General features: G+C 67.1%; 23 protein-coding genes and 1 pseudogene. 10 read left to right on the top strand and 14 right to left on the bottom strand.

Features of this window, described 5'->3' with window-relative positions:
- Nucleotide 1: 1 nt before the first annotated feature.
- Together NM2_RS35385 and NM2_RS35380 are read right to left on the bottom strand one after the other, a co-directional pair.
- Nucleotides 2–865 carry an ABC transporter permease gene (locus NM2_RS35385; protein ID WP_067678294.1) on the bottom strand — a complete coding sequence of 288 codons (864 nt, stop codon included), beginning with the start codon at nucleotides 863–865 and terminating at the stop codon, nucleotides 2–4.
- Between the two features lie 21 nt (nucleotides 866–886).
- On the bottom strand, nucleotides 887–2,218 hold the full coding sequence (locus tag NM2_RS35380) for an arylsulfotransferase family protein (protein ID WP_067678291.1): 1,332 nt from the start codon (nucleotides 2,216–2,218) through the stop codon (nucleotides 887–889).
- A gap of 155 nt (nucleotides 2,219–2,373) precedes the next feature.
- On the opposite strand from NM2_RS35380, the gene NM2_RS35375 reads away from it, so the two are divergent.
- The gene (locus NM2_RS35375; RefSeq protein ID WP_245718360.1) at nucleotides 2,374–3,417 is read left to right on the top strand and encodes a LacI family DNA-binding transcriptional regulator; all 1,044 of its coding nucleotides are present in this window, start codon (nucleotides 2,374–2,376) and stop codon (nucleotides 3,415–3,417) included.
- Between the two features lie 7 nt (nucleotides 3,418–3,424).
- Here NM2_RS35375 and NM2_RS35370 read toward each other — a convergent pair whose 3' ends face one another.
- Nucleotides 3,425–3,937: a DMT family transporter gene (locus NM2_RS35370; RefSeq protein ID WP_067678288.1), complete on the bottom strand. Its 513-nt coding sequence runs from the start codon at nucleotides 3,935–3,937 to the stop codon at nucleotides 3,425–3,427.
- The gene (locus tag NM2_RS35365; protein ID WP_067678285.1) at nucleotides 3,934–4,452 is read right to left on the bottom strand and encodes a DMT family transporter; all 519 of its coding nucleotides are present in this window, start codon (nucleotides 4,450–4,452) and stop codon (nucleotides 3,934–3,936) included. Before NM2_RS35365 ends, NM2_RS35370 begins: the two co-directional genes overlap by 4 nt.
- Nucleotides 4,453–4,769: 317 nt before the next feature.
- Between NM2_RS35365 and NM2_RS35360 the strand changes: the two genes are divergently transcribed.
- Nucleotides 4,770–5,210: a hypothetical protein gene (locus NM2_RS35360; RefSeq protein WP_067678282.1), complete on the top strand. Its 441-nt coding sequence runs from the start codon at nucleotides 4,770–4,772 to the stop codon at nucleotides 5,208–5,210.
- Nucleotides 5,211–5,427: 217 nt separating this feature from the next.
- Nucleotides 5,428–6,246 carry a TetR/AcrR family transcriptional regulator gene (locus NM2_RS35355; protein WP_067678447.1) on the top strand — a complete coding sequence of 273 codons (819 nt, stop codon included), beginning with the start codon at nucleotides 5,428–5,430 and terminating at the stop codon, nucleotides 6,244–6,246.
- A 181-nt stretch (nucleotides 6,247–6,427) separates the two neighbouring features.
- Here NM2_RS35355 and NM2_RS35350 read toward each other — a convergent pair whose 3' ends face one another.
- From NM2_RS35350 to NM2_RS35320, 7 genes are all read right to left on the bottom strand, one after another.
- Nucleotides 6,428–7,405 carry a glycine betaine ABC transporter substrate-binding protein gene (locus NM2_RS35350; protein ID WP_067678279.1) on the bottom strand — a complete coding sequence of 326 codons (978 nt, stop codon included), beginning with the start codon at nucleotides 7,403–7,405 and terminating at the stop codon, nucleotides 6,428–6,430.
- Nucleotides 7,402–8,139 carry an ABC transporter permease gene (locus NM2_RS35345; protein WP_067678276.1) on the bottom strand — a complete coding sequence of 246 codons (738 nt, stop codon included), beginning with the start codon at nucleotides 8,137–8,139 and terminating at the stop codon, nucleotides 7,402–7,404. The genes NM2_RS35350 and NM2_RS35345 overlap by 4 nt, the downstream gene beginning before the upstream one ends.
- A complete protein-coding gene (locus NM2_RS35340; RefSeq protein ID WP_067678273.1) occupies nucleotides 8,136–9,422 on the bottom strand; it encodes an ABC transporter ATP-binding protein in 1,287 nt (428 codons plus the stop codon). Before NM2_RS35340 ends, NM2_RS35345 begins: the two co-directional genes overlap by 4 nt.
- The gene (locus NM2_RS35335; protein WP_067678271.1) at nucleotides 9,419–10,063 is read right to left on the bottom strand and encodes an ABC transporter permease; all 645 of its coding nucleotides are present in this window, start codon (nucleotides 10,061–10,063) and stop codon (nucleotides 9,419–9,421) included. The genes NM2_RS35340 and NM2_RS35335 overlap by 4 nt, the downstream gene beginning before the upstream one ends.
- A gap of 274 nt (nucleotides 10,064–10,337) precedes the next feature.
- Nucleotides 10,338–11,276 (bottom strand): TauD/TfdA dioxygenase family protein, encoded by a 939-nt coding sequence (locus NM2_RS35330; RefSeq protein ID WP_067678268.1) that lies wholly within the window; start codon nucleotides 11,274–11,276, stop codon nucleotides 10,338–10,340.
- Between the two features lie 152 nt (nucleotides 11,277–11,428).
- A complete protein-coding gene (locus NM2_RS35325) occupies nucleotides 11,429–12,079 on the bottom strand; it encodes a hypothetical protein (RefSeq protein ID WP_157121523.1) in 651 nt (216 codons plus the stop codon).
- A 179-nt stretch (nucleotides 12,080–12,258) separates the two neighbouring features.
- Nucleotides 12,259–12,888, bottom strand: a complete 630-nt coding sequence (locus NM2_RS35320; protein WP_067678262.1) for a TetR/AcrR family transcriptional regulator — start codon at nucleotides 12,886–12,888, stop codon at nucleotides 12,259–12,261.
- Nucleotides 12,889–13,454: 566 nt separating this feature from the next.
- On the opposite strand from NM2_RS35320, the gene msrB reads away from it, so the two are divergent.
- From msrB to NM2_RS35295, 6 genes and pseudogenes are all read left to right on the top strand, one after another.
- Nucleotides 13,455–13,910: a peptide-methionine (R)-S-oxide reductase MsrB gene (msrB, locus tag NM2_RS35315; protein ID WP_067678254.1), complete on the top strand. Its 456-nt coding sequence runs from the start codon at nucleotides 13,455–13,457 to the stop codon at nucleotides 13,908–13,910.
- Complete coding sequence (gene msrA, locus NM2_RS35310; protein WP_067678251.1) at nucleotides 13,907–14,422, top strand: peptide-methionine (S)-S-oxide reductase MsrA; 516 nt, start codon at nucleotides 13,907–13,909, stop codon at nucleotides 14,420–14,422. Before msrB ends, msrA begins: the two co-directional genes overlap by 4 nt.
- Nucleotides 14,423–14,554: 132 nt before the next feature.
- Nucleotides 14,555–16,090, top strand: a complete 1,536-nt coding sequence (locus tag NM2_RS35305) for an aldehyde dehydrogenase family protein (protein WP_067678248.1) — start codon at nucleotides 14,555–14,557, stop codon at nucleotides 16,088–16,090.
- 16 nt (nucleotides 16,091–16,106) lie between these two features.
- A complete protein-coding gene (locus tag NM2_RS35300) occupies nucleotides 16,107–17,027 on the top strand; it encodes an alpha/beta hydrolase (protein WP_067678245.1) in 921 nt (306 codons plus the stop codon).
- Nucleotides 17,028–17,065: 38 nt separating this feature from the next.
- A pseudogene (locus tag NM2_RS52065) lies at nucleotides 17,066–17,215 on the top strand (glycosyltransferase family 39 protein); the annotation flags it as partial.
- A gap of 58 nt (nucleotides 17,216–17,273) precedes the next feature.
- On the top strand, nucleotides 17,274–18,584 hold the full coding sequence (locus NM2_RS35295) for a mannosyltransferase YkcB-related protein (RefSeq protein ID WP_067678242.1): 1,311 nt from the start codon (nucleotides 17,274–17,276) through the stop codon (nucleotides 18,582–18,584).
- A gap of 151 nt (nucleotides 18,585–18,735) precedes the next feature.
- Here NM2_RS35295 and NM2_RS35290 read toward each other — a convergent pair whose 3' ends face one another.
- Together NM2_RS35290 and NM2_RS35285 are read right to left on the bottom strand one after the other, a co-directional pair.
- The gene (locus NM2_RS35290; RefSeq protein WP_169816295.1) at nucleotides 18,736–19,563 is read right to left on the bottom strand and encodes an SAM-dependent methyltransferase; all 828 of its coding nucleotides are present in this window, start codon (nucleotides 19,561–19,563) and stop codon (nucleotides 18,736–18,738) included.
- A 133-nt stretch (nucleotides 19,564–19,696) separates the two neighbouring features.
- A complete protein-coding gene (locus NM2_RS35285) occupies nucleotides 19,697–19,900 on the bottom strand; it encodes an SDR family oxidoreductase (RefSeq protein WP_281182640.1) in 204 nt (67 codons plus the stop codon).
- 464 nt (nucleotides 19,901–20,364) lie between these two features.
- On the opposite strand from NM2_RS35285, the gene NM2_RS35280 reads away from it, so the two are divergent.
- Nucleotides 20,365–21,429, top strand: coding sequence for an enoyl-CoA hydratase/isomerase family protein (locus NM2_RS35280; protein WP_084531889.1), 1,065 nt, complete (start codon nucleotides 20,365–20,367; stop codon nucleotides 21,427–21,429).
- 242 nt (nucleotides 21,430–21,671) lie between these two features.
- Here the strand turns inward: NM2_RS35280 and NM2_RS35275 are convergent, their stop codons facing one another.
- Nucleotides 21,672–22,292, bottom strand: coding sequence for a TetR/AcrR family transcriptional regulator (locus tag NM2_RS35275; RefSeq protein ID WP_067678239.1), 621 nt, complete (start codon nucleotides 22,290–22,292; stop codon nucleotides 21,672–21,674).
- Between the last annotated feature and the right edge of the window lie 256 nt (nucleotides 22,293–22,548).

The raw sequence follows: 22,548 nt of genomic DNA, 5'->3' as shown, positions 1-22,548 counted from the left end.
TTCAGCGCACCTCCTTGGCCCAGCGCAGCACGGGTGCGGTCATCGCCACGATCACCAGATCGCATACCGCGCCGAGTATTCCGAGCACGATCAGGCAGAAGATCAGTCGATCGGCCTGCGAATACAGCTGCGCCTGATAGATCCGGTAGCCGATTCCGGCGGTGGTACCGGTCATCTCGGCGACGACGATCAGCACGAAAGACATTGCCGCCCCGACTCTCACCCCCGCGACCACGTCGGGCACCGCCTCGGGGATCACGATCCGGGTGAGCGTCTGCCAGCGTCCCGCGCCCAGGCAGCGCGCGGCCTGCAGATAGTCCGGCGGGGTGCCGGCGAATCCGGAATGGCTGTTCATCCATACGGGCACGAACACGCCGAGCGCGATGACGAGGATCTTGCTGTTCTCACCGAGCCCGAACCACAGGATCGCCAGCGGGACGAGCCCGATCGTGGGCACCGGCGACAGCAGCCGCAGCACCGGTTGCAGCAGCCGACGACCCGCACCGGTGTTCGCGGTGAGGATCGCGGCCCCGATTCCGACGATGCCGCCGACCACCAGCCCCAGCACCGCCCGGCGCAGGCTCGCCCCCAGATCGGGCGCGAGCAGCCCGTCACGCCACAGTCCGTGACCCGCGCGCAGGATCTGCGCCACGGTCGGAAACAGTTGGCGCGGAAAGACTCCGGTGGCTGCCACCACGGACCACAGCAGCGCCGCCAGGACGATCCCGGCGATCGTTCCCCCGGCCACGCGCCACCGGCCGCTGAGCATTCCCGGTAATTTCCGCCACGGGCGCGCACGGTCGCGCGCCGGATTCGGCGTCGCCGGGTCCGCACGCCCGGATGTCGTCTGCAGGCTCGATGTCATCTGGTCTGAACTCTCTTCGTGCTACGTGCCGGAACGCACGGTGGTGCGCAGGTCGACCACGGCGCGCGCGGTCTCGGGCGCGCCGAGCGGCACCCACTCGAAGGGCACGGCCTGGGCGCGGTAGATCATCGGCGTCGCGGTGAGGCGGTCGATGCCCGGTACTCGCGGTTCGGCGACCTCGGGTTCGCCGCCGACGCCGAGTCCCTCATAGGGCGAGACGTACTCCCACACCACGCGCCCCTCGGAGGTGACCTGGAAGATCCGGCCCTGCATACCCTCGGTGACGAGGGTGTTGCCGTTGGGCAGGCGCTGCGCGTTGCCGACGAAGGAGCTGAAGAACGTCCACGAGGGCAGCCCGGAGTCCTCGGCGGTGTACTGCCAGACGATCTGCTCGGTCACCGGATCGATCTCCAGCACCCGCGACCCGGCGTAGATGCCCAGTGGCGCAGGCGGATACCCGGCTCCGCCCTGATTGTCGAAGACGAGGATGTTGCCCGCGCCGGGCAGCCCGTCGGCGATGAGATGCGGATTGTGCTGTCCGGAGATCTGATCGAGCGCACGTGGCACCTTGTGCGCGTTGATCCGCTGATGCTGCGCCCCCGGCGCCGCGTCGAAGTACGGACCCACCTGCCACACAATGGATTTGGTCGCCTTGTCGATCAGCGCGATGATGTTCGCCTTGCGCGAGCTGATCAGGATGTTCTCCGGATGGAACACACCGTCCGGATCCGCGCGATGCCAGCGGTTGGGCCCGAGCGCCTTGGCGCTGTTGATCTCCAGATAACCCCAGGGGTCGTGGGGGTCGCGAGCAACGGTCTCGCGCAACGCATTCCATCCCGCCTCTGAGAACCCCAGTTCGGTCAGATGGTCGCCTGCGCGCCACTCCCAGACGATCGCGCCGTCCGGATCGATCTCGTACAGGCCTTGGTCGCCGACCGGCTGCGGCCCGAGTTCGGGCACCACGCGCGGGATGGTCACCAGCAGCAGCCGGTTCCCGTTGGGCAGCAGTTCCCAGTCGTGGTTCTGCCGCGCCGCGCCGCCGGGAGCCTGCGTGCCCCATTCCCAGACGCGTTCTCCGGACCAGGTCAGTTGTCCCACAGTGCCATTCGCGTAGATGCCGCCGCGCGGATCGCCGCTGAACGACAGCCGCAGGCCGACATCACCCAGACGCCCGCCCGCCAGCGCCGGATCGATGATGCGCGGCGGCACGCCCCCGAAGGGCCACTCGTGCCGGACCGCGCCGTTGGTATCGATCAGGCGGGTGACCGAATCCGCACCGGTGAACAGGATGTAACTGTCATGAGCCGAGTCCGGGTCGTGGTAGGTGACGCCGGTGAGTCGTACGAAGGCCATGCAGTTCACTCCATCAGTCGGGTGTTAAGCATCCGGATCGCGTATGTTACGAATCTAATCGATTTGCGCCGCACGTTGTGCCCGTCGAGACTGTAAGAATCAGAACGATTTCAAGCATGGCCCGATGTGATGCGGGCGAGGACATTGGAGCGGATGTGACTGTCAAGCGCGCGACCCTCGCCGATGTGGCCCAGCGGGCGGGCACCTCCACGGCCGTGGTCAGCTATGTACTCAATGACGGGCCGCGCCCGGTGTCGGACCGATTGCGCGCCAAGGTGCTTCGCGCCCTGGACGAGCTCGACTACCGTCCCGACCACGCCGCGCGGGCCCTGCGCCGTGTTCGCCGCTGGCGGCATCTGGGGCTGCTGGTGCCCGACGTGCGGCTGCCGCTGTTCGGCACCCTGGTCGGCCAGATCGAGGTGCAGGCCCGCGAACGCGACCACCTCACCCTCATCGGCAACACCGGTTACGACCCGGAACGAGAGATCGAATTCGCCGGGGCCTTCGCCGATTCCGGTATCGACGGACTCGTCGTGGTCGGCGGCGCGAACGGCAGCGCTACCGCCGAGCTGTGCCGTCAGGCGCGTATCCCGATCGTGTGGGTGCACAACAACCGCGACAATGTCGAGTCACGCGTGGTCGGGGCCGATCACGTCGATGCCGGCAGGCTGGCCACCGCGCATCTGGTGGACGTGCATCATCGCGAGAACATCGCATTCGTCGGCGGTTTCACCGCCGAGGACGTGGCACACGGCGACCGCGAGACCGTCGCGCAGCGGTACGCCGGATACCTCTCGGTCGTCGGCGAGAGCGCCGCACGCCACATCCGCACCGATCTGACCCCCTCGGGCGTCTACCGCGCGGTGAGCCGCCATCTCGCTGCCGGACCGCCGCCCGACGCCCTGGTCGTGGGCACCTACGGTCAAGCCGCGGCCACCGTGCGCGCGGTGAGCGACGCGGGACTGCGTATCCCGCAGGACATTTCGCTGGCCGGCTACGACGCCGACCCCGCGAACACCTATACCCAACTCACTCTCACCAGCGTCCAGCAACCCATCGCCGTCATCGCCCGCGCGGCCCTGTCCCGTGTCCTGGACACCCCCGCGCGGGCCGCCGACGTCCCGCTCCCGCCGATCGAGATTCATCTCGCCATCGGCGAAAGCTGCGGATGCGCGGTTCCGGACACTGTGCGAGCGTGAGCCGGGTTCAGTACTTGGCCATGAGATACGACCCGGCGATGATCATCGCGCACGCGGCAACCCGCTGCGGATTGATCCGCCGACGCGGGAAGCCCATTACGCCGAAGTGGTCCATCGCCGTGGCCAGGAACATCTGCCCGGCGATGATCACGGCGTTGAACGTGCTGACCCCCACGCTGGAGGCGACGGTGATCATCGCGAAGATCGCCGCGCCGCCGGTGAGTCCGCCGAACGGCGCCCACTTGGGCATGGCGGCCAGATCCGCTCGCGTCGGCCAGCGCCGCGACGCACGCGAGGAGAACAGCAGTGACACAACGAGTATCAGGCCGACGCCGGTGAGCGCGACCGCGTACGAGATCACCCCGCACAGCCACACGTTCTTCAGGGCCAGTTTCATCGAGTTCTGACAGCCCGCCTCGACCGAGCGCAGTGCGCCGCCGATCAGCATGAACACGAAGACCAGCGCCATCATCGAGCGTGGCAGCGCGGGCCGGGCGGCGACCGGGACGGTGGTGGTCATCGGGAAACCCTTTCGATCGCGGGAGTCGTGGCCGAGTCCGCCGGCGCGGAGTCCTTGGCCATGAGATAGACCGCCGCGCAGATCAGCCCGGCGGCAACCAGACGCGGCGGGGTCGCGTGGCGGACCGTGAACCCCATGAGCCCCAGATCGTCCATGACCAGCGCGACGAGCATCTCGCTCACGATCACCACCGCGTTGAAGGTCGCGACGCCGACATACCGCGCCACGGTGATCATGCCGATCACCGCCACCCCGCCGACGAGGCCGCCGAACGGCGCCCACCACGGCAGATGTCGCAGGTCGGCAAGGCTCGGCCAGGGCGATTTCGACACCAGCACCGAGATCAGCAGGAAGATCGAGAACCCGGTCAGCGCAACGGCATAGGAGACGACCGCGCACAACCAGACATCGCGCACATACATCTTCTGCGTGTTCTGGCAGCCGACCTCGACCGAACGCAGTCCGCCGGCGATCAGGATGAAAAGGAATACGAACCCAAGGGTGAGTACGGCCACGAGCAGACGACCTTCGGACTAGAGCAGTCATGAACGAAATGTCACGCCCCGCCGGGGCCGGTACCCGCACAGGCTCCGATCGAGCACCCGGAGGGGCGTGACGCGTTCAATGTACCGTCAAACAACGGCACTATCAATGGCGACATATGTAAAACCCTGTCGCATACCCGGATTCGCCCACCCGACCAGCCCGGTTCGCGTAGATCTCTTGCCACATAAAACTGAAGTCGTTACAGTTAACCAACCAACGGAGGTGAGGGCGGTCACCGTCCACTCGGGGCCGCGCCGGCAACGGCGTCGTCGCGCAAGGAGAGTTCATGAGTGACTGCGAAATCCCCGGTCTCACCCCCCGATCAGCACAAGCCCTGATCGAAGCCGGTGAGGCACTGGCCCACGATGTGCGCGCCAGAATTCTGCACAGCCCGCGGCCGGTGTTCCTGTACTACATCGAGCAGACGTTCACCATCCTGCTGCGCAAGCTCCGCGAGGGCGAGGATCCGAATCCGGATACCCCCGCACAGCACCTGTGCCTGCACCTGATGATCACGCGCGCACAGACGCGGGAGCAGACAGCGGATCCCGATCTGCTCCGCCTGCATCGAGCACTGGTCGCCGACGGCGTCCACGAGGCGCTCATGCGGGCCGGTCGCGCCCCCGGCGGGGCCGCCTTCGATTTCGTCGCTCTCGGCGATGCGCTCAGCCCGACCGGGATCAGCGCGTTCTTCGCCCCCCTCGAACCCGACGACATGGTCGCCTGAACACCGCGACCGCCGGGCACTTCACCGTTCGAGCGACGGTTCGACGGCCGTAACCGAACTGTTCCCGGCGATCGCGCGCACCTCCGAGGCCGAAAAGTATTGCAGCCATCGGCGACGAACGTGGCCGCACACAGGCCGAATTCCTCCCGGTATGTTCTACGGTGACAAGTACGATCGGTGCACAATCCGAACGAGGATCACGGAGGTGGTCGCCCAGATGGCCAAGCAGGCAACCGCGGACAAACGCCCGCGGCGCGAGCGCGGATCCCTCAACCCCGAGGACATCCTCGACGCCGCGTTCGAGCTTGCCGAGCAGGTGTCCCTGGACAATATGAGTATGCCGATGCTGGGCAAACACCTCGACGTCGGTGTGACCAGCATCTACTGGTACTTCCGCAAGAAGGACGACCTGCTCAACGCCATGACCGACCGCGCGCTGCGCCGGTATACCAGCTTCGTCACCCCCTTCGTGGACGTCGAGGACTGGCGTGGTTCCCTGGCCGAACACGCCCGCACCATGCGCGCGACCTTCCTGGCCAATCCCATTCTGTGCGATCTGATCCTGATCAGGTCCCAGTTGAGCCCGCAGGCCGCGCAGCTGGGCGCACGGCAGACCGAGCAGGTGATCGCCACCCTGGTCGAGGCCGGATTCGCCGTCGAGGATGCCGTGGACATCTACTCGGCGATCCAACTACACGTGCGCGGATGCGTTGTCCTGCAGCGTCTCTCGGACAAGAACGCCGAATCCGGAGCCGAATCGAGCGCCTACTACGACACCCTGGCCATCTCCCCCGCCACCACCCCGCTGCTGGCCGAAGCCGCCGCGAACGGCTTGCACAGCGGCGCACCCGACGACCACAACTTCGAATACGGGCTCGATTGCATCCTCGACCACGCCGACCACCTCATCGGCTCCGGTTCCGCGGGCGCCGGCGGGAAGGTGGCCGCCGCGAAGTCCGCCCGGAAGACGACTGCCAAGGCGCCGGCGAAGCGGCCCGCCTCGCGCCGCACCACCAAACCCGCCCGAGCGAAATAGCTACAGCCGCACGCACTCTGATCCAGGGTGCGCGGCGAACTGTTGGGGCGCTCAGCGATTCGGTCATCCCGGCACATCTGCGCCGTGAAGGAACCTCGTTCCGGCAGTTGCAGAACGACATCCTCGCGAACTGGGCCCGTGCGGCACTATCGGGAACCACCGCATCTTGTTCTGCCACTGTCTATTCGACGAGTTTCTCACTCTTCAGCCAGTTGTAGGCGACGTCGGAGGGGTCCTGGCCCTCGATGTCGACGCGGCCGTTGAGGTCCTGCATCAGATCGTTGGTCAGGCGTTCGGAGATCGTGCCCAACAGGGTGCGCAGTTGCGGGTAGCGATCCAGGACCGCCCCGCGCACGACCGCGGTGCCGCTGTAGGGCAGGAAGAACTTCTTGTCATCGTCCAGGACAACGAGTTTCAGATTCTTGACCCGGCCGTCGGTGGTGTAGATCATGCCGAAATTGCAGGGCGAGCTCTTGGCCGTCGCGGTGTAGACGACCCCGGCGTCCATGCGGGTCACATTGCCGGACGGGACGCCGTCGGGCGTGTTGTAGGGGATCCCGTACTTCTGCAGCATCGGGATGAAACCGTCCGAGCGGCTGAAGAATTCGTCGTCCACACAGAACGTGCGGTCCGCGACCGGGAGTGCGGCCACATCGGACAGCGACTTCACCTTCAGCCGTTCCGCGGTCGGCGCGGAAACCCCGAAGGCGTAGGTGTCGTTGAAGTTGGCGGGCGGCAACCACTCCAAGTTGTGGTCCCGCTTCTCGATATCACGCACCCGCTGCCACAACACCTGCGGATCGGAGATCGTCTCGGTCTCGTTGTGGTAGTTCACCCATCCGGTGCCGGTGTACTCCCACAACACATCGGCGTCACCGTTGAGCTGCGCCTGACGCGAGGACGCGGACCCCGGCGCGCCCGTCAGATCCGTCACGTGCGCACCGGCCGCGGCCAGATACGTCGCGGTGATCTTGCCCAGCAGCACGCCCTCGGTGAAGCTCTTGGACGTCACCGTGATCTCCGCACCCGCCAGCGGCTGATCCCCGCCCGGCAACGTCGTGTGATGGAAGGTCCCCGAGGAGCTGACCAGACCGCATCCGGTCACCACCGACAACGTCACCACCAGCGCGGACACCAGCGTCACCAACCGCGTCCTCATGACACACCCCGCGGAGTCGCGGCCAGCTCGACCAATCTGCCCAGCCAATCGATGATCAACGCCAACAGCCCCACCAGAATCGCGCCCGAGACGAGCAACTTCGGCAGGAACAGCGTCACACCCGTGGTGATCAGCGTGCCCAGACTCGTCGCACCGATGAACGTACTCAACGTCGCGGTGCCGACCAGGATCACCAGCGCGGTGCGCACGCCGTTCAGTATCACCGGCACCGCCAGCGGCAACTCCACCTGGAAAAGCGTTCGCGCAGCGGAGAATCCGATCCCGCGCGAGGCTTCGATCGTGCGCTGATCCACCTGCCGCAACCCGACGATCGTATTCTGCAGAATCGGCAGGATCGCGTACACGACCAGACCGACGATCGCCGTGCGGAATCCGGTACCCAGCCAGAACGTGAACAGCACCAGCAGCCCGACCGCGGGCGCGGCCTGACCGATATTGGCGATATTCACCGCGATCGGCTCGAATCGCTTCGCCGCGGGCCGGGTCAACGCGACACCCAGGGGAATCGCCACGACCACCACGATCAGCGTCGCCACCACGGTCAGCTCGATGTGCGCCAGGATCGTGGTCCGCAGATTGTCCCAGCCCAGAGATGCCTGTTCGGTCGCGGTCAAGGTCGCGGATCGATACCAGAGGAAATATCCGATGCCGATGACGAGAATCACGACCGGCTCGAACCACACGTCGAGCGGGACGCGGCGCAACCGGCTCATGACCCCTCCGCCGCCGTCCCGGGCTCGTCCTCGGCGGCGACCACCGGCGTCGGCGCGGGATCGGTGCCGTCGACGTACGTCTCGTACGTCGACTCCGACTCCTCGGCGCGCACATCGGCGAGTTTGGCCTGAATCGTCTCGGTCACCGACCCGATGCTCAGCGAGCCGACCACCGCACCGCGCCCGTCGGTCACCAGCGCCGCACCCTGACTGGCCGCGAGCATGGCATCGAGCGCGTCGTTGAGGGTCGAGGAGCGCGCGATCACCGGCAGCCGCCGATCCAGATAGTCCGAAACCTCCGGCTTGCTCGCGACCTCCTCGAGCGTGGGCCACGAGCGCGGCCGACCGGCCTCGTCGACCACGACCACCCAGCTGTGCCCGGCCGCCTTCGCACGATCGATCACCGCCTGCGAGGGCTCGCCGATCCGCGCGGTGACCACCTCATCGCACTCGACATCGCGCACCCGCTGCACGGTCAGATAGGCCAGCTTCGCACCGGATCCAACGAACTCCTGCACGAACGGCGTCGCCGGACTGGTCAGAATCTCCTCCGGCCGCGCGTACTGCTCGATATGCCCGCCCTCGGACAGGATGAGCACCTTGTCGCCGAGTTTGGTGGCCTCCTCGAAATCGTGCGTCACGATCACGATGGTCTTGCCCAGCTCGTGCTGAATCGCGATCAGGCTGTCCTGCAACCGAACTCGCGTGATCGGATCGACCGCGCCGAACGGTTCGTCCATCAGCAGCACCGGCGGATCCGCCGCCAGGGCCCGCGCGACGCCCACCCGCTGCTGCTGCCCGCCGGACATGTCCTTGGGCAGGCGGTCGGAGAACGTCGCCGGATCCAGCCCCACCAGATCGAGCAGATATTCGGTGCGCTCGGCGATGCGCTTGCGATCCCAGCCGAGCACCCGCGGAATCGCGCCCACATTCTTCGCGACCGTCCAGTGCGGGAACAGACCACCGGACTGGATGACATAACCGATGGACTGCCGCAACTTGTCCGGATGCTCCCGGGTCACATCGCGGCCGCCGATGAGGATGCGCCCCTCGGTTGGCTCGATCAGCCGGTTGATCATCTTCAGCGTCGTCGTCTTACCGCATCCGGACGGCCCGACGAACGCGACGATATCGCCCGCCTCGACCTCCAGATCCAGCCGCTCCACCGCCGGCGCATCCTGCCCCCGGTAGCGTTTGACCACCCCGTCCAAGGTGATGGACACGCCGGTCACAGTCCGCTCCGATGCACCCGCGACGGGCGGATCGGTTACCTCATCGGTCATGACAATCCTTTTGCGATCGTGAGTCGGCCGAGCAGAACGAGCAGCGCGTCGAACACCAACGCGATCAGAACGATGAGAATCGTTCCGGTCAGCGCCATTTCGAGGGCGTTGGCGCCGCCGAGGCGCGAGAGTCCGTTGAAGATCAGCGATCCCAGCCCCGGACCCAACACGTAGGCCACGATCGCGGCGACGCCCACGATCATCTGCGTGGAGACCCGGATACCGGTCAGGATCACCGGCCAGGCGATCGGCAACTCGACGGTCAGCAGAATCCGCCATCGCGAAAATCCGATTCCCCGTGCGGATTCCACCACCGAGGCCGGTACCGATCGCAGCCCGACGATCGCGTTACCGACCACCGGCAGCGCCGCGAAGAACGCCAGCATGATGAACGAGGGCACCACACCCAGCCCGAACGGCACCAGCAGCAACGCCAGCAGCGCCAGGGACGGAATCGTCAGGGCGACCCGGCTCGAGGTCAGCGACAACGCCGCCAGCAGTGGCAGCCGATATACCGCCACCGCGATCAGCACCGCGACCACGGTTCCGACCAGGACGGCCTGAAAGGCCAGGGAGGCATGCTGATACGTCAGGAATGCCAGAAACTCGCCCCGCCCTCGAACATAGTTCCACAAATTCACGGGATTCCCATCGTCTGCCGGGCACCGGCCGGTAGCCGCCTGCGTGTGTCACCGGATCCCCAAGTCGCCAAAGGATAGTTGATCATGCCGACACATTCGCCGCGAACGCATTCCGGGCGATTCGCCGAAATCACCGATGTCCACCGGTCCCTCGCGACCCCCGCGGACTTGCCGCGCATCGACCACCACCCCCGTCGCGCTTCGATCAGCTGGACCAAATATGTTGTTGCGCAATGCTGTTCGACACATCAGCTGAAGTCTCCACGATGACCGTTCAAGCCGCGCGCGGCAACGAGACGGCCGTGGAATAGTGCTGCGCATCGCCCGCGATCACCGTGCTCGGCACACCGTCCACGCCGACGGGAACCGCACCCGCCAGCGTGATGCGCGTCAGCGTGCGGCGCTCGCTGCCGTCGTAATCGTCCACCGCGTAGTGCTGAGTTGCACGGTTGTCCCAGATCGCGACATCGCCCAGCGACCAGTCCCAGCGCACGGTGTGCTCGAGGCGGGTCACCCGATCCTGGAATATGCGCAGCAGCGCGTCGGACTCCGCGCGCGACACCCCGACGATCCGCTGTACGAAACCACCCAGCAGCAGCGCGCGTTCGCCGGTTTCCGGATGCACCTCGACCACCGGATGTTCGGCCTCGAAATAGGTCGCCTCGAACTCCCGCCGGTACGCCCGCACGGTCTCGTCCGGGTGGTCCTCGGCCGTCGCCGCGTAGTCGTACAGATTCGTGTGCCGGGCGCGCAGCCCCTCGGCCAGCAGGCGCAACGGCTCGGGCAGCGATTCGTACGCCGCGACCGTCGAAGCCCACGTCGTGGATCCCCCATAGCTCGGCAGCGAAACCGCCCGCAGCACAGAGGCTTTCGGTACCCGATCGACGAACGTGACATCGGTGTGCCAGCTGTTGGACCGCCCGAACCGCGAATCGATCGCCAGGCTCTTCGCGCCCGCCGAGGTGACGGTCGGATGGGGCGTGGTCGGCTCACCCAGCAGCGCGGTGAATTCGTACTGCCCGTCCTCGGTGAGGTGGTGCTGACCGCGGAAGAAGATCACCCGATGCGTCCGCAGCGCCTCCCGGATCGTCCGCACCGTCCGGGCATCCAGATCGCCGCCCAGCCGCACACCCTCGATTCGCGCGCCGATGTGCGCACCGAGCTTCACCACCTGCACACCGGTCTGGCTACCGGCTGCCTCGTCCACGGGCATCGCATGGCCTTTCACTCGCACCTCGGGATCGGATCATGAGGAAACCACCTGAATTGCGCCCCGACCAGCATTACAGTCATCAGGATCCGAACGTCCGCAGGACCGGAAACCCTGCGGTAGGCCTGCTGTACCCCACCCGTGGGTCCTTCCGCCTAACCGCGGTGCACAAGGTATTTGCGGGGTGCGGACGGCCGATTGCGCAGTACCGAGCGAAGTTCGCCACCCGGGCATGCCTCGCGTCGGTACAGGGCCAGTAGATCCGCCTCAGCCGGGAGCGCTGCCACCGTATCGGTGTGCAGCCGATCCACGGCCAAGTACGTCGTGAAGGACCGTTCGTGCTCGATCACGCCGAAACCGAAACAGTCCCAATGCAATGCGTCCGGGACTCCGGTCCGCACCATCTCCTCGATCGATGCGCTGTCGATGACGTCCTCGCGGACCCTGGCGACCATCTCCACCTCGTCGGGCGACAGCAGGTGACGAACCACCCGCCCGTCCGGCTCGACGGCGAACCAGCTCCGGAACACCTCGTGACGCCGCACGAGTTCGGTGATCGCCCGCGTCATCGCGGCGATCTCCGGGCGACCGGCGACGTCGAACTCCAGCACGTCCAGCCGCGCCGGGCGGCACTCGGTGCCCGCGAGCCGGTAGGCCGCGCGCATGTACCGCTCCTGCCAGCCCGGCACGGGAACACCGCAGGCGGGCGTTTCCAGCATCGCTGCCCGCGCCGAGGGCAGTACCGTCCACGTGATCAGTCGCCCGGACCGCGGCCGCCACGCGTCGAACCAACCGAGATCAACCACCGCCACCTCATCTCACGGACGACCACGGACCCGTTTTCCCGTGCCTACCCCGTCAAAATACGACAGCAATCGACTCGCTATCCAGACGTCGCCGCGAACTCTGTGATCGACACCAACGATCGGTCACATCTCCTGAGCTGGATGCCAAATGCGCGTGTCACACCAGGTCGCGGGCGGTGCTACCGCACCCCGCGGTTGCGTTCGGCCTCGGCCCACGCGGCGATCATCTCCGCGGTCATCGCGATCGCCTCGCGACGCTCGGCGCCGCTCACCTCGAGCGCCGAGGCCCGCAGCACCGCCGCGAACCCGGTATTGATCAGCACGAAGGCCATCACGTCGTAGCGGTGATCATCGCCGGGGCCGAGCAACTGGATCACGATCACCTTGGCCAGCAGCCGCAGCCGCGGCTCGAATTCCGGGATACCGCTGCTGTAGAACTGCACCCCGGCCGCTAGGGCGCGCACCAGCGATGCCTTGGCCGCGAGCTCATCGCTAACCGCCTCCAGAACGGAGGTGACCTGCTCCAGGATCGACCTGTCCCCCAGCCCGAAAACCCGCTCGGTCAGCCGCTTCTCGATACTCTCCAGCAGCCGGGCGAGCAACTCCTCGACCATGACCGAGCGATCCGCGAAATACCGGTACACGGTGCCGATGCTGACTCCGGCCTCCGCCGCGATCCGGTTCGTCGAGGTGTTCGCGATACCCCGCTCCCCGAACAATCGCGCGGCGGTATCGAGCAGATGTTCCCGCGTCGCCACCGCCCGCTCCTGCGAGGGACGCCGACGCTGCCCCGTCGCCTTCGGCGGCATCGCCCACTCCTACTCGCATCCTGTATCGGCCGACCCGAGCGTCATCGAGTCTAGCCTGCTCCTGCCGTATACCTCTCCGACTCTGAACTCCCTTGCAGCACACCGTATTCCGCTCACACCGGACGTCAGGAGGGAACCCGCGTGCGCTCCGGGCTTGGTGATGCGGTGTTTGGTGAGGGTTTGTCTGGACTTGAGTTGGGGGTGGTTTGAGACATGGCGGTTTGACATAGTTTAATGCGCATATGCCAATTTCACTGTTTTAAATTCGGAGAACTCCCGATTGGAACGTTCCAACGAGCCGACCCGTCGCAACCTCGATCGCGCGAATCCCCCACTGCGCGTTGAGCTTCGAGCCCGGTCCGGTGCCCTCCCCCGACACCGCGGCTCTCTCCCGCGGCTCTCTCCCGCCGCACTCCGCCGAGGGCAGCCACCTGCACAGTCGACCACCCCCTCCCCGGACCAGCGCCCCCGCCAAGCGATCCGTGACCGAAGTATGACGTCCCCCCACGCCGGGATTTTCCAGCCCGGTAAGCACGTTGAACAAGTAGTCGATATGAGGAGGTCATGTGGCACAGGAATACAACCGGAACCCCGAGGCTGTCGCGGCGCTGACGCCCGAGCAGTACCACGTCACCCAGGAGAACGGCACCGAGCGAGCCTTCACCGGCGAGTACTGGGACAACCACGAACCGGGCATCTACGTGGACGTCGTCTCCGGTGAACCGTTGTTCACCTCGCTGGACAAATTCGACAGCGGCTGCGGCTGGCCGAGTTTCACCAAACCGATCAGCGCGGACGCCGTGGTCGACCAGCGGGATCTGAGTCATCGGATGATCCGCACCGAGATCCGCTCGGTGTTCGGCAACAGTCATCTCGGGCATGTGTTCACCGACGGGCCCCGCGAGGCGGGCGGCCTGCGGTACTGCATCAATTCCGCGGCACTGCGATTCATCCACCTCGACGACCTCGAGGCGGAGGGTTACGGTCCGTACAAGACCCTGTTCACGAAGGAGCAAGTGTGACCGACACGAAGACAGCGATCCTGGCCGGTGGATGTTTCTGGGGCGTGCAGGACCTGATCCGCAAGCAGCCCGGGGTGCTCTCGACGCGGGTCGGCTACACCGGCGGACTCAACGACCACCCCACCTACCGCAACCACCCGGGCCACGCCGAAGCGGTGGAGATCGTCTACGACCCGGCACGGACCGACTACCGAGCGCTGCTGGAGTTCTTCTTCCAGATCCACGATCCGAGCACGAAGGACCGGCAGGGCAACGACGTCGGCTCGAGCTATCGATCGGCGATCTTCTACCTCGACGAGGATCAGAAGCGCGTCGCCCTGGACACCATCGCCGACGTCGACGCCTCGGGCCTGTGGCCGGGCAAGGTCGTCACCGAGGTGACCGCGGCCGTTCCGTTCTGGGAGGCCGAGCCCGAGCACCAGGACTACCTGGTGCGCTACCCGGACGGCTACACCTGCCACTTCCCGCGTCCCGGCTGGAAGCTGCCCAAGCGCCAGGCCGCCACGCAGTAGAACTCGATCCGGATGTGCCGTGGGGGCCGCTCCCCCACGGCTTTTCGCCGCCCGGCGACTCGGCTCTTGTTGTGCGCAGATGGGCGTAGTACCTTCCAGACAGGTGTCCATCAGCTCATCGAGGAGAAGACCATGGCGATCGTCCGCACCCTGCCGTCGGCCGACGGTGATCGTCGCCGGTTGGCCCTGGACAGCCCGGTGGACCGCCGGTCCATCGGGGAACTCGAGGTCGACCGCAGCGACGAGGTGAACGCCGCCGTCGCCCGCGCCCGCGCCGCGCAACCGGCCTGGGCCGCGCGCAGCATCGGGGAGCGCGCCGACATCCTGCGCAGCGCGGTGGGCGTCATCGTGCGCCGACGCGCGGAGATCGCCGCAACCGTCCGTGAGGAGACCGGTAAGCCCGAGGCCGAGGCGCTCGGCGTGGAAGTCGTCCCGGCCTGCGATTTCCTCAACTATTGGAGTGGGCGCGCCCGCAAGGATCTGCGGGCGCACGCCCAGAAGCTGCACGGTTACCTGCGGCCGTTCAAGAAGCTGTTCATCCAATATCAGCCGCTCGGCGTGGTCGGTGTCATCACGCCCTGGAACGCGCCGTTCGTGCTGTCGCTCAATCCGGTCGTGCAGGCGCTGCTGGCGGGTAACACGGTGGTGTTCAAACCGTCCGAGGTGACCCCGCGCGGCGGCGAATGGGTCGCGCGGGTGCTGCACGAGGCGGGCGTTCCCGAGGACGTCGTGCAGGTCCTGCGGGGGGACGGCGAAACGGGCGCCGCGCTGGTCGCCTCGGAGATCGACAAGGTCTGCTTCACCGGCAGCGTCGCCACCGGTCGCAAGATCGCGGCGGCGTGCGCCGAACGCCTGCTGCCCTGCACCCTCGAACTGGGCGGCAAGGACGCCATGATCGTGTGCGACGACGCCGATCTCGAGCGGGCCGCGGCGGGTGCGGTGTATCTGTCGATGTTCAACACCGGGCAGGTCTGCATGAGCGTCGAGCGGATCTACGTCGTCGACAGCGTCGCGGACGAATTCATCCGGCTGGTCACGCAGAAGGCCGGCGAGATCACCTACGGGCCGGGCGATACCGATATGGGTCCGCTGTTCTGGGATCGCCAGATGGACATCGTCACCCGGCATATCGAGGACGCCAAGGAGAAGGGCGCGCAGATCGTCGTCGGCGGTGCGCCCGGGGACGGTGACGGGCTCTACTTCCAGCCCACCCTGGTCGTCGGCGCGCACCACGACATGCAGTTGATGACCGAGGAGACGTTCGGCCCGATCGCGGCCGTCATGCGGGTGCGCGACGAGGACGAGGCCATTCGCCTGGCCAACGAGTGCAAGTACGGGTTGAGCGGGTCGGTGTTCACCAAGGACGCCGCCAAGGCTCGCCGCATCGCCGCCCAGCTGACCACGGGTTCGGTCGTGCACAACGACGCCGCGGTCATCTACGGCGTCCCGGAGGCGCCCTTCGGCGGACGCAAGGACAGCGGCCTGGGACATGTCAACGGCACCGACGCGCTGCGGAGTTTCACCCATGCCCAGCCGGTGCTCATCGACCGTTGGCAGCCGAAGCGGGAAAGTATCTGGTATCCATACTCGGAGAAGACGATTCAGAGTCTGGACGGACTGATCCGGTACGGCTTCGGCAACCGATTGCTGCGCCGCCTGCTGTCCTGAGTTTCGGAGCACGGCGATGACAACAGAAGATTTCCATCCCGATCTGCGCCTGGCGCGGTTCCTGCCGCACTCGGTGGTGGGGCCGCGGCGGCTGCCCGTGATCCGGCGGCTGATGCGGTTCAATCCGGTCGGTCGCGCGAACGCGGTGATCGAACAGGCCGCGCCCGGCGTCCCGGTCAGGGTGTTCCGGCCCGCCACGGGCGAGGGGCCGCGGCCCGGATTGCTGTGGTTGCACGGCGGCGGGCTGGTCATGGGTTCCGCGGCCATGGACGACTCCCTCTGCCGGGCGTTCGCCGACCGGCTGGGTGCGCTGGTGGTCTCGGTCGACTACCGCCTCGCCCCGGAATATCCGTTCCCGATTCCACTCGAGGACTGTTACACCGGATTGCGTTGGCTCGCAGGACATTCCGAGGTCGACGCGGACCGCATCGCGATCGGCGGCGGCAGTGCGGGCGGCGGTCTGGCCGCGGCGCTGGCACTGCTGGCCCGCGACCGCGGCCGGATTCATCCGGTGCTGCAACTGCTCGTCTACCCGATGCTCGACGATCGCAGCAGCGACCGCACCGACATCGATCGCAGCAGGCTGCGGATGTGGGATCAGGACAGCAACCGGTTCGGGTGGAACTCCTATCTCGGCCCGGCGTCGGTCGGCACGGCGCCCCCGCTGGCGGTCCCGGCCCGGCACGAAGACCTGACCGGGCTGCCGCCCGCCTGGATCGGCGTGGGCTCCCACGACCTGTTCCACGACGAGGACGTCGCCTATGCCGAGGGACTCCGGGCAGCCGGAGTGGCCTGCGCGCTCGAGGTCGTCCCGGGCGCGTATCACGGCTTCGATCACGTCGAGCGGGGAACCGAGGTGGCGAAGGCGTTCTTCCGGGCCCAGGTCGCCGCGCTCGCGGCCGCGTACGGCACTCAGCCCGACCGCGAAAATCCGTGAGCAGCGTCTTCACCGTGTACTGAGCCGCGTGCCTGCTCATGATGGCCACCGCCTACGCGACCGTGCGGGCATTGCGGCGCGCCTCGACGCTGTGGATCGTATTGGCCGGGGCGGCATTGGGTTTCGCGTTCCTGGCGAAGATGCTCGAGGGCCTGATGGTGCTGCCCGCGCTGGGGCTGGCCTATCTGATCGCCGCACCCAATCCGATCCGCACCCGCATCGTGCAGTTGTTCGGCGCACTGGCAGTTGTTCGGCGCGCTGGTCGCGCTGCTGGTCGCCAGCGGCTGGTATGTGCTGGTGACGCTGTGGTGGCCCGCGTCGAGCCGACCGTATCTGGCGGGATCGACCGACAACAACTTCATGAATCTGGTGTTGGGCTACAACGGATTCGCCCGCGTGCTGGGCCGCGACGGCGGCGGACATGCGCCGACCGCGGCACGCGATGCGACCGCGCACATGTCCTCCGGCCATCCCGGATTCGGCGGTCCCGGCGGACAGGTCCGCGGGGTGGAGCGGCTGTTCAGCGGTGAGTTCGGCTTCGAGATCGGCTGGTTGCTGCCCGCCGCGCTGCTGGCCTTCGTCCTGGTGCTCGTCTCGCGGGGCCGGGCGCCACGCACCGATCTGACGCGCGCGGCCGCGATCGTCTTCGGCGGCTGGATGATCATCGACGGCGCTGTGTTCAGCTATATGAACGGGATGGTGCATCCCTACTACTGCCTGTCGATCGCGCCCGCCGTTGCGGGAATGTTCGCGATCGGCATCCGGGAGATGTGGATCCGGCGCGAGACGATCTTCGGCCGGCTGGGCCTGGCGGCGCTGCTCACGGTGACGGGGGTGTGGAGTTTCGTTCTGCTGCACCGCAACAGCGGCTGGTATCCGGAACTGCGCTGGGGGATCCTGATCGTGACGATCCTCGCCGCGGTGCTGGTGGCGGTCTCGTGGACGCATCGCACCCGCCGCGGGCTCGCCGCCGCGGCACTGACGGTCGGTGTGCTCGGCGGGCTCTCGGGTCCGGCGGCCTATTCGGTGGCCACCGTTGCCACCTCGCACACCGGCGGCGGCCCGACCGTGGGCCCGGCCGAGGCCGACGCCCACTTCGGGTGGGGGCAGACCCAGGCGAGCCCGGAGCTCACCGCCCTGTTGCAGAAGACGAACTCCACCTGGGCCGCAGCGGTCAACGGCTCGTCCAGCGCGGCCGGGCTGGAATTGCAGAGCGGTAAGGCCGTGATGGCCATCGGCGGATTCTCCGGTAGTGATCCGACGCCGTCATTGGCCCAGTTCCAGGCGGATGTGAAGGCGGGCAAGATCGGCTACTACGTCGTGGAGGCCAACGGCCGTGGTCAGGGCGGTGGCCGGACCGCCGATTCGCGCTCCGACCTCAGCGGCACGGCCGACGCCCGAGCGCAGCGGACCGGCGATCCGTCCCAGATGTCAGGTGGCTCAGGCGGTTTCGGCCGCAATCAGCACACCGACATCACCGACTGGGTGACCGCCACGTTCATCCCGCAGCAGGTCGGCACCGCGACGGTCTACGACCTGAGCGGTTATCAGGGCTGATTCCTCGCACGGAAAGGCCCGGCGCGCAATCATTTTCGATGCACGCCGGGTCTTCGCTGTCACCACGCAACAGGATCTGCCGCAGATGGGCGCTGCCGACTCGTCACCTCGCTTGCAGCGCAACGGAGGCTGTGCGCCAGTAGGTTTCAGCTCACCTCTTACGACCGACCGCGGCGTATCCGGCCGCCGCGGGTTCCGGCGCACCGGAGACCAGGCGGGGCACCTCGGGCTCGACACCTCCCGGGAACCAGCGATCGATGGCGACGATGCCGGGATCCAGAACGTCCAGATCCTCGAAGAAGCGGTGCACGCCGGCGTAGTCGCGCGCTTCCATAGCGATGCCGCTCCCCCGGTACGCCTGCACCGTGCCCTCCACCATCCGCGGATCGAAATCGGTGGTGAGATGGGTCATTACGAGATACGAGCCCGAGGCCAGCGGCGCCAGCAACGTGTCGACGATCTCGTAGATGCGCTCGCCCGGAACGAAATGGCACAGTGCGATCAGGCTCAATGCGATCGGTTCGTCGAAATTCAGAGTCTGCTGGACGTCCGGCGCGGCGAGGATCCGCTCCGGCTCGGTCACATCGGACTCCACATAGCGGGTCTTCCCCTCGGGCCTCCCGACCAGCAGGGCTCGGGCGTGGGCCAGCACCAGCGGATCGTTGTCCACGTAGACCACCCGCGCGTCGGGCGTGCTTTCCTGTGCGGCCTGATGCAGATTTGGCACGGTGGGAATGCCGGTTCCGATGTCGAGGAATTGCCGCACACCGAGATCGGCGGCCAGATGGCGCACCGCGCGAACCATGAACTGCCGGTTGCCCCGGGCGACCGCGCGCACCGAGGGGATCGCCTGTTCGATCTTCTCGGCCGCGGCCCGATCGGCCGCGTAATTGTCCTGGCCGCCCAGAAAGTAGTCGTAGATCCGAGCACTGTGGGGTTGATCCTGCTGAAGATCCACCCGTCCGTCGCCGTGCGGCACGGCCCTCCTCCCATCGAACGATTCGCCTATCGTTGAGGAGTTAACCACCCCCGGGCCCGCCGCACGCCGCGACCGGGACAAATTTCCCTCGGCGAACCCCACGCCGATTCGCCAGGGGCCGGGCACAACTCGGCTATTGCGCGGTGTAACCGCCGTCGACCAGGTGGTAACTGCCGGTGATGAAGGTGGCCGCGTCACTGGCCAGGAAGGCGACCAGCCCGGCGACCTCCTCGGGCGTGCCGAGGCGTCCGAGCGCGTGCTTGCTCGCCAGGAAGGTGTGCGCCTCCTTGTCCATCGTGGCGGCCAGCAGCGGGGTCTCGATGAAACCCGGACCCACGGCGGTGACCCGGACCTTCTGCGGCGCGTATTCGAGCGCGGCGTTCTGGGTCAGTCCCAGCGGCGTGGCCCACGTTCAGATCGAAGACCAGCACCGCGGCGCCACTGCGGGCCAGTTCCAACGCCACGGCCCGGCCGATACCGGAACCACCGCCGCTCACGATCGCCGAGCGGTCCGCCACATCGTAGACAGCCATGTCCGACTCCTCTCCGAGCCGAACGCGCGATGCGTTCGGCGGATGAACTTCCGAAACGCCCTGAACTCGTCCGCGGGCTTAGCTGTGAATTTGCTGACGGCCTGACATTCGACTCCCCGAGGGAATTCACCACGCCGCGAATTCGGAGCGCGGACCCCGCTCGATCATCCGGACCGTCCATCCCGGAACGAGCTGCCCGGACAGGCTTTACGCGGACAATGCCGGACAGCCGGGCGCATCGTCCGGCGGCTGTGGAAAAGTCGAGGGCATGGTGGCTTCGGTTGGTGCGCACGGAACAGATCGCGGCGAAGGAGTACCTACTGTAGGGCTAGCCGATATCGCGGCGGGCGCGGCGCAGCTCGCCGTCGACGAGACGAGCCTTCCGTCCCATCCGCTCGTCATCGTGGACCTCGGCCTGGACCAGTGGGAATACGCCGATGCCGCGGTGGCGGCGCTCGGGCGGCGAACCGTGGTCGTGGTCGGCTTCAGCGAGACGTCATTGCCCCCCGCCGCCGCACCGGTACTCGATGCGCTCACCTGCACACTCGCCCCGGACGGGCCCGGACGCACCTGGACCCCCGGAACCGCCGACGACCTCGCGCACATCGCCGCCACCGTCACCGCCGCACCCCGTGCGGCCCTCACTCTCACGGGACTGCTCGAGGTGACCGCCCGCGCGGACGTCGAGGACGGGCTCGTGGCCGAATCGCTGGCCTATTCGATGTTGCTGGCCGGTCCGGAATTCGCGGCATGGCGGGCCGGGCGGCCGCGCCGGAGCATTCCCGAGGTGACCGATCCGGTGCTGCTCGACCGCGCGGGCGATGCGCTGACGCTGAGTTTGAACCGTCCGGATCGGCACAACGCGTTCGGGCGGGCGGTGCGCGACGGCGTACTGGCCGGGCTGGCGGTGGCCGAGTACGACGAGTCGGTCCGCGAGATCGTCCTGCGCGGAAACGGCAAATCCTTCTGCAGCGGTGGGGATCTCGATGAATTCGGCACCGCGACGGACGTTTCCGCAGCTCATCTCGTCCGGATACAGCAGAGCGCGGGCCTCGCGGTGTACCGCCTCTCGCCGCGGGTGCGGGCGGTCCTGCACGGGGCGTGCATCGGCGCGGGCATCGAGGTCCCGTCGTTCGCGGGCCACGTACAAGCCGCCGGGGACACGCGGATCCGGCTGCCCGAACTATCCATGGGACTCGTGCCCGGAGCCGGTGGCACGGTCGGGATCACTCACCGAATCGGCCGCTGGCGCACCGCATTTCTCGCGCTCACCGGACAGGATGTCGGCGTCGACACCGCACTCGCCTGGGGGCTGGTCGACGAGCGAACCTGAGCCGTCGAGGACCACGCGAGCGCACAGTCGCTGCGCGCGAACCGAATTGTGTCTTCCCGCAGCCGAGGATTTGCCCGGGACTCGCCGCAATCAGAAACGGCGACACTTCCTCCGGATGGCCCGTGCCGGATGGATGAGCAGGACTACGCTCCACGTTCCGTGCCGAAGCTACTCAATCGTTTTGCGCCACAGTAGTTTCACGCCGCCTTCCGAGCATGCGGCATCGCGACCGGGAGGCGACCTCAGAGCCGAGCAGCAGCCACCACGGCCAAGGCGATATTCGTCGCGGATTCGGCCAGCCGCTCGCGGGAGATCTCCAGCCGCCCGTCGACCCAGTCCAGGTACAGCGCCACCAGCGAACCGCTCAGCGCGGTACCGGCCACCGCCAGACCCGGCGCGTCGCCGGGCACCAGCGCCCCGATGTCGGATCCCAGGGCCGCGGCGAGCGTCGCGACGAAAACCGGTGCGCGAGAGGAACTGTGCTGCCGCAACGTGTCGTTCGCGAGTGGTTCGCGCAGCAGTACGTGCGCCCGGCGCGGATCGCCTTCGAAGTAGTCCGCGCAGATCTCCAGCGCGGCGCGCACCGTGGCGGGCGGATCCAGTTGGCGCGGAACGTCTTTCATCCGGTCGCGCAACCCGTCCTCGACCCGGTCGTACACCGCGACCAGCAGGTCGTCACGGTTCGGGAAGCTTTCGTAGAAGTAGCGCGGGCTCAGATTCGCCTCCCGCGTCACCGCGCGCATGGTGACCGCCGCCGATCCGGCCTCGCCGAGCAGATCGAATGCCACCGCCAGAATCTGCTCACGCCGATCGACGGATCGGTCCTGCAACGTCTGCCCTCGCCACAGTTTCGGTGCGCTCACCGGTTCATCGTCCCACCATCGACTCAGGGCATGCGGTCCGCACCGGCCGCGACCAGCCTGATACGTCATCAACCGGAATCATCGCTGTTCGCGAGACTGGTCGCGCCATTTGCCGGGTATCGGCAGATCGGTGACGTACCGCACTTCCGGAAACAGAGCATGGTTCCGGACTGATGTCTGGAATGTGGTCCAGATCATATGGTAGGTTCGCCGCCATGGCTCGGGTACGGCAGTGCGGTCGGACAGGGAGGTTCGA

The organism is Nocardia miyunensis NBRC 108239, assembly GCF_001613065.1.
GTDB classification, from domain to species: domain Bacteria; phylum Actinomycetota; class Actinomycetes; order Mycobacteriales; family Mycobacteriaceae; genus Nocardia; species Nocardia miyunensis.
Note: the sequence above shows the minus strand (reverse complement) of the source record. Positions and strands in the feature narration are given on the sequence as shown.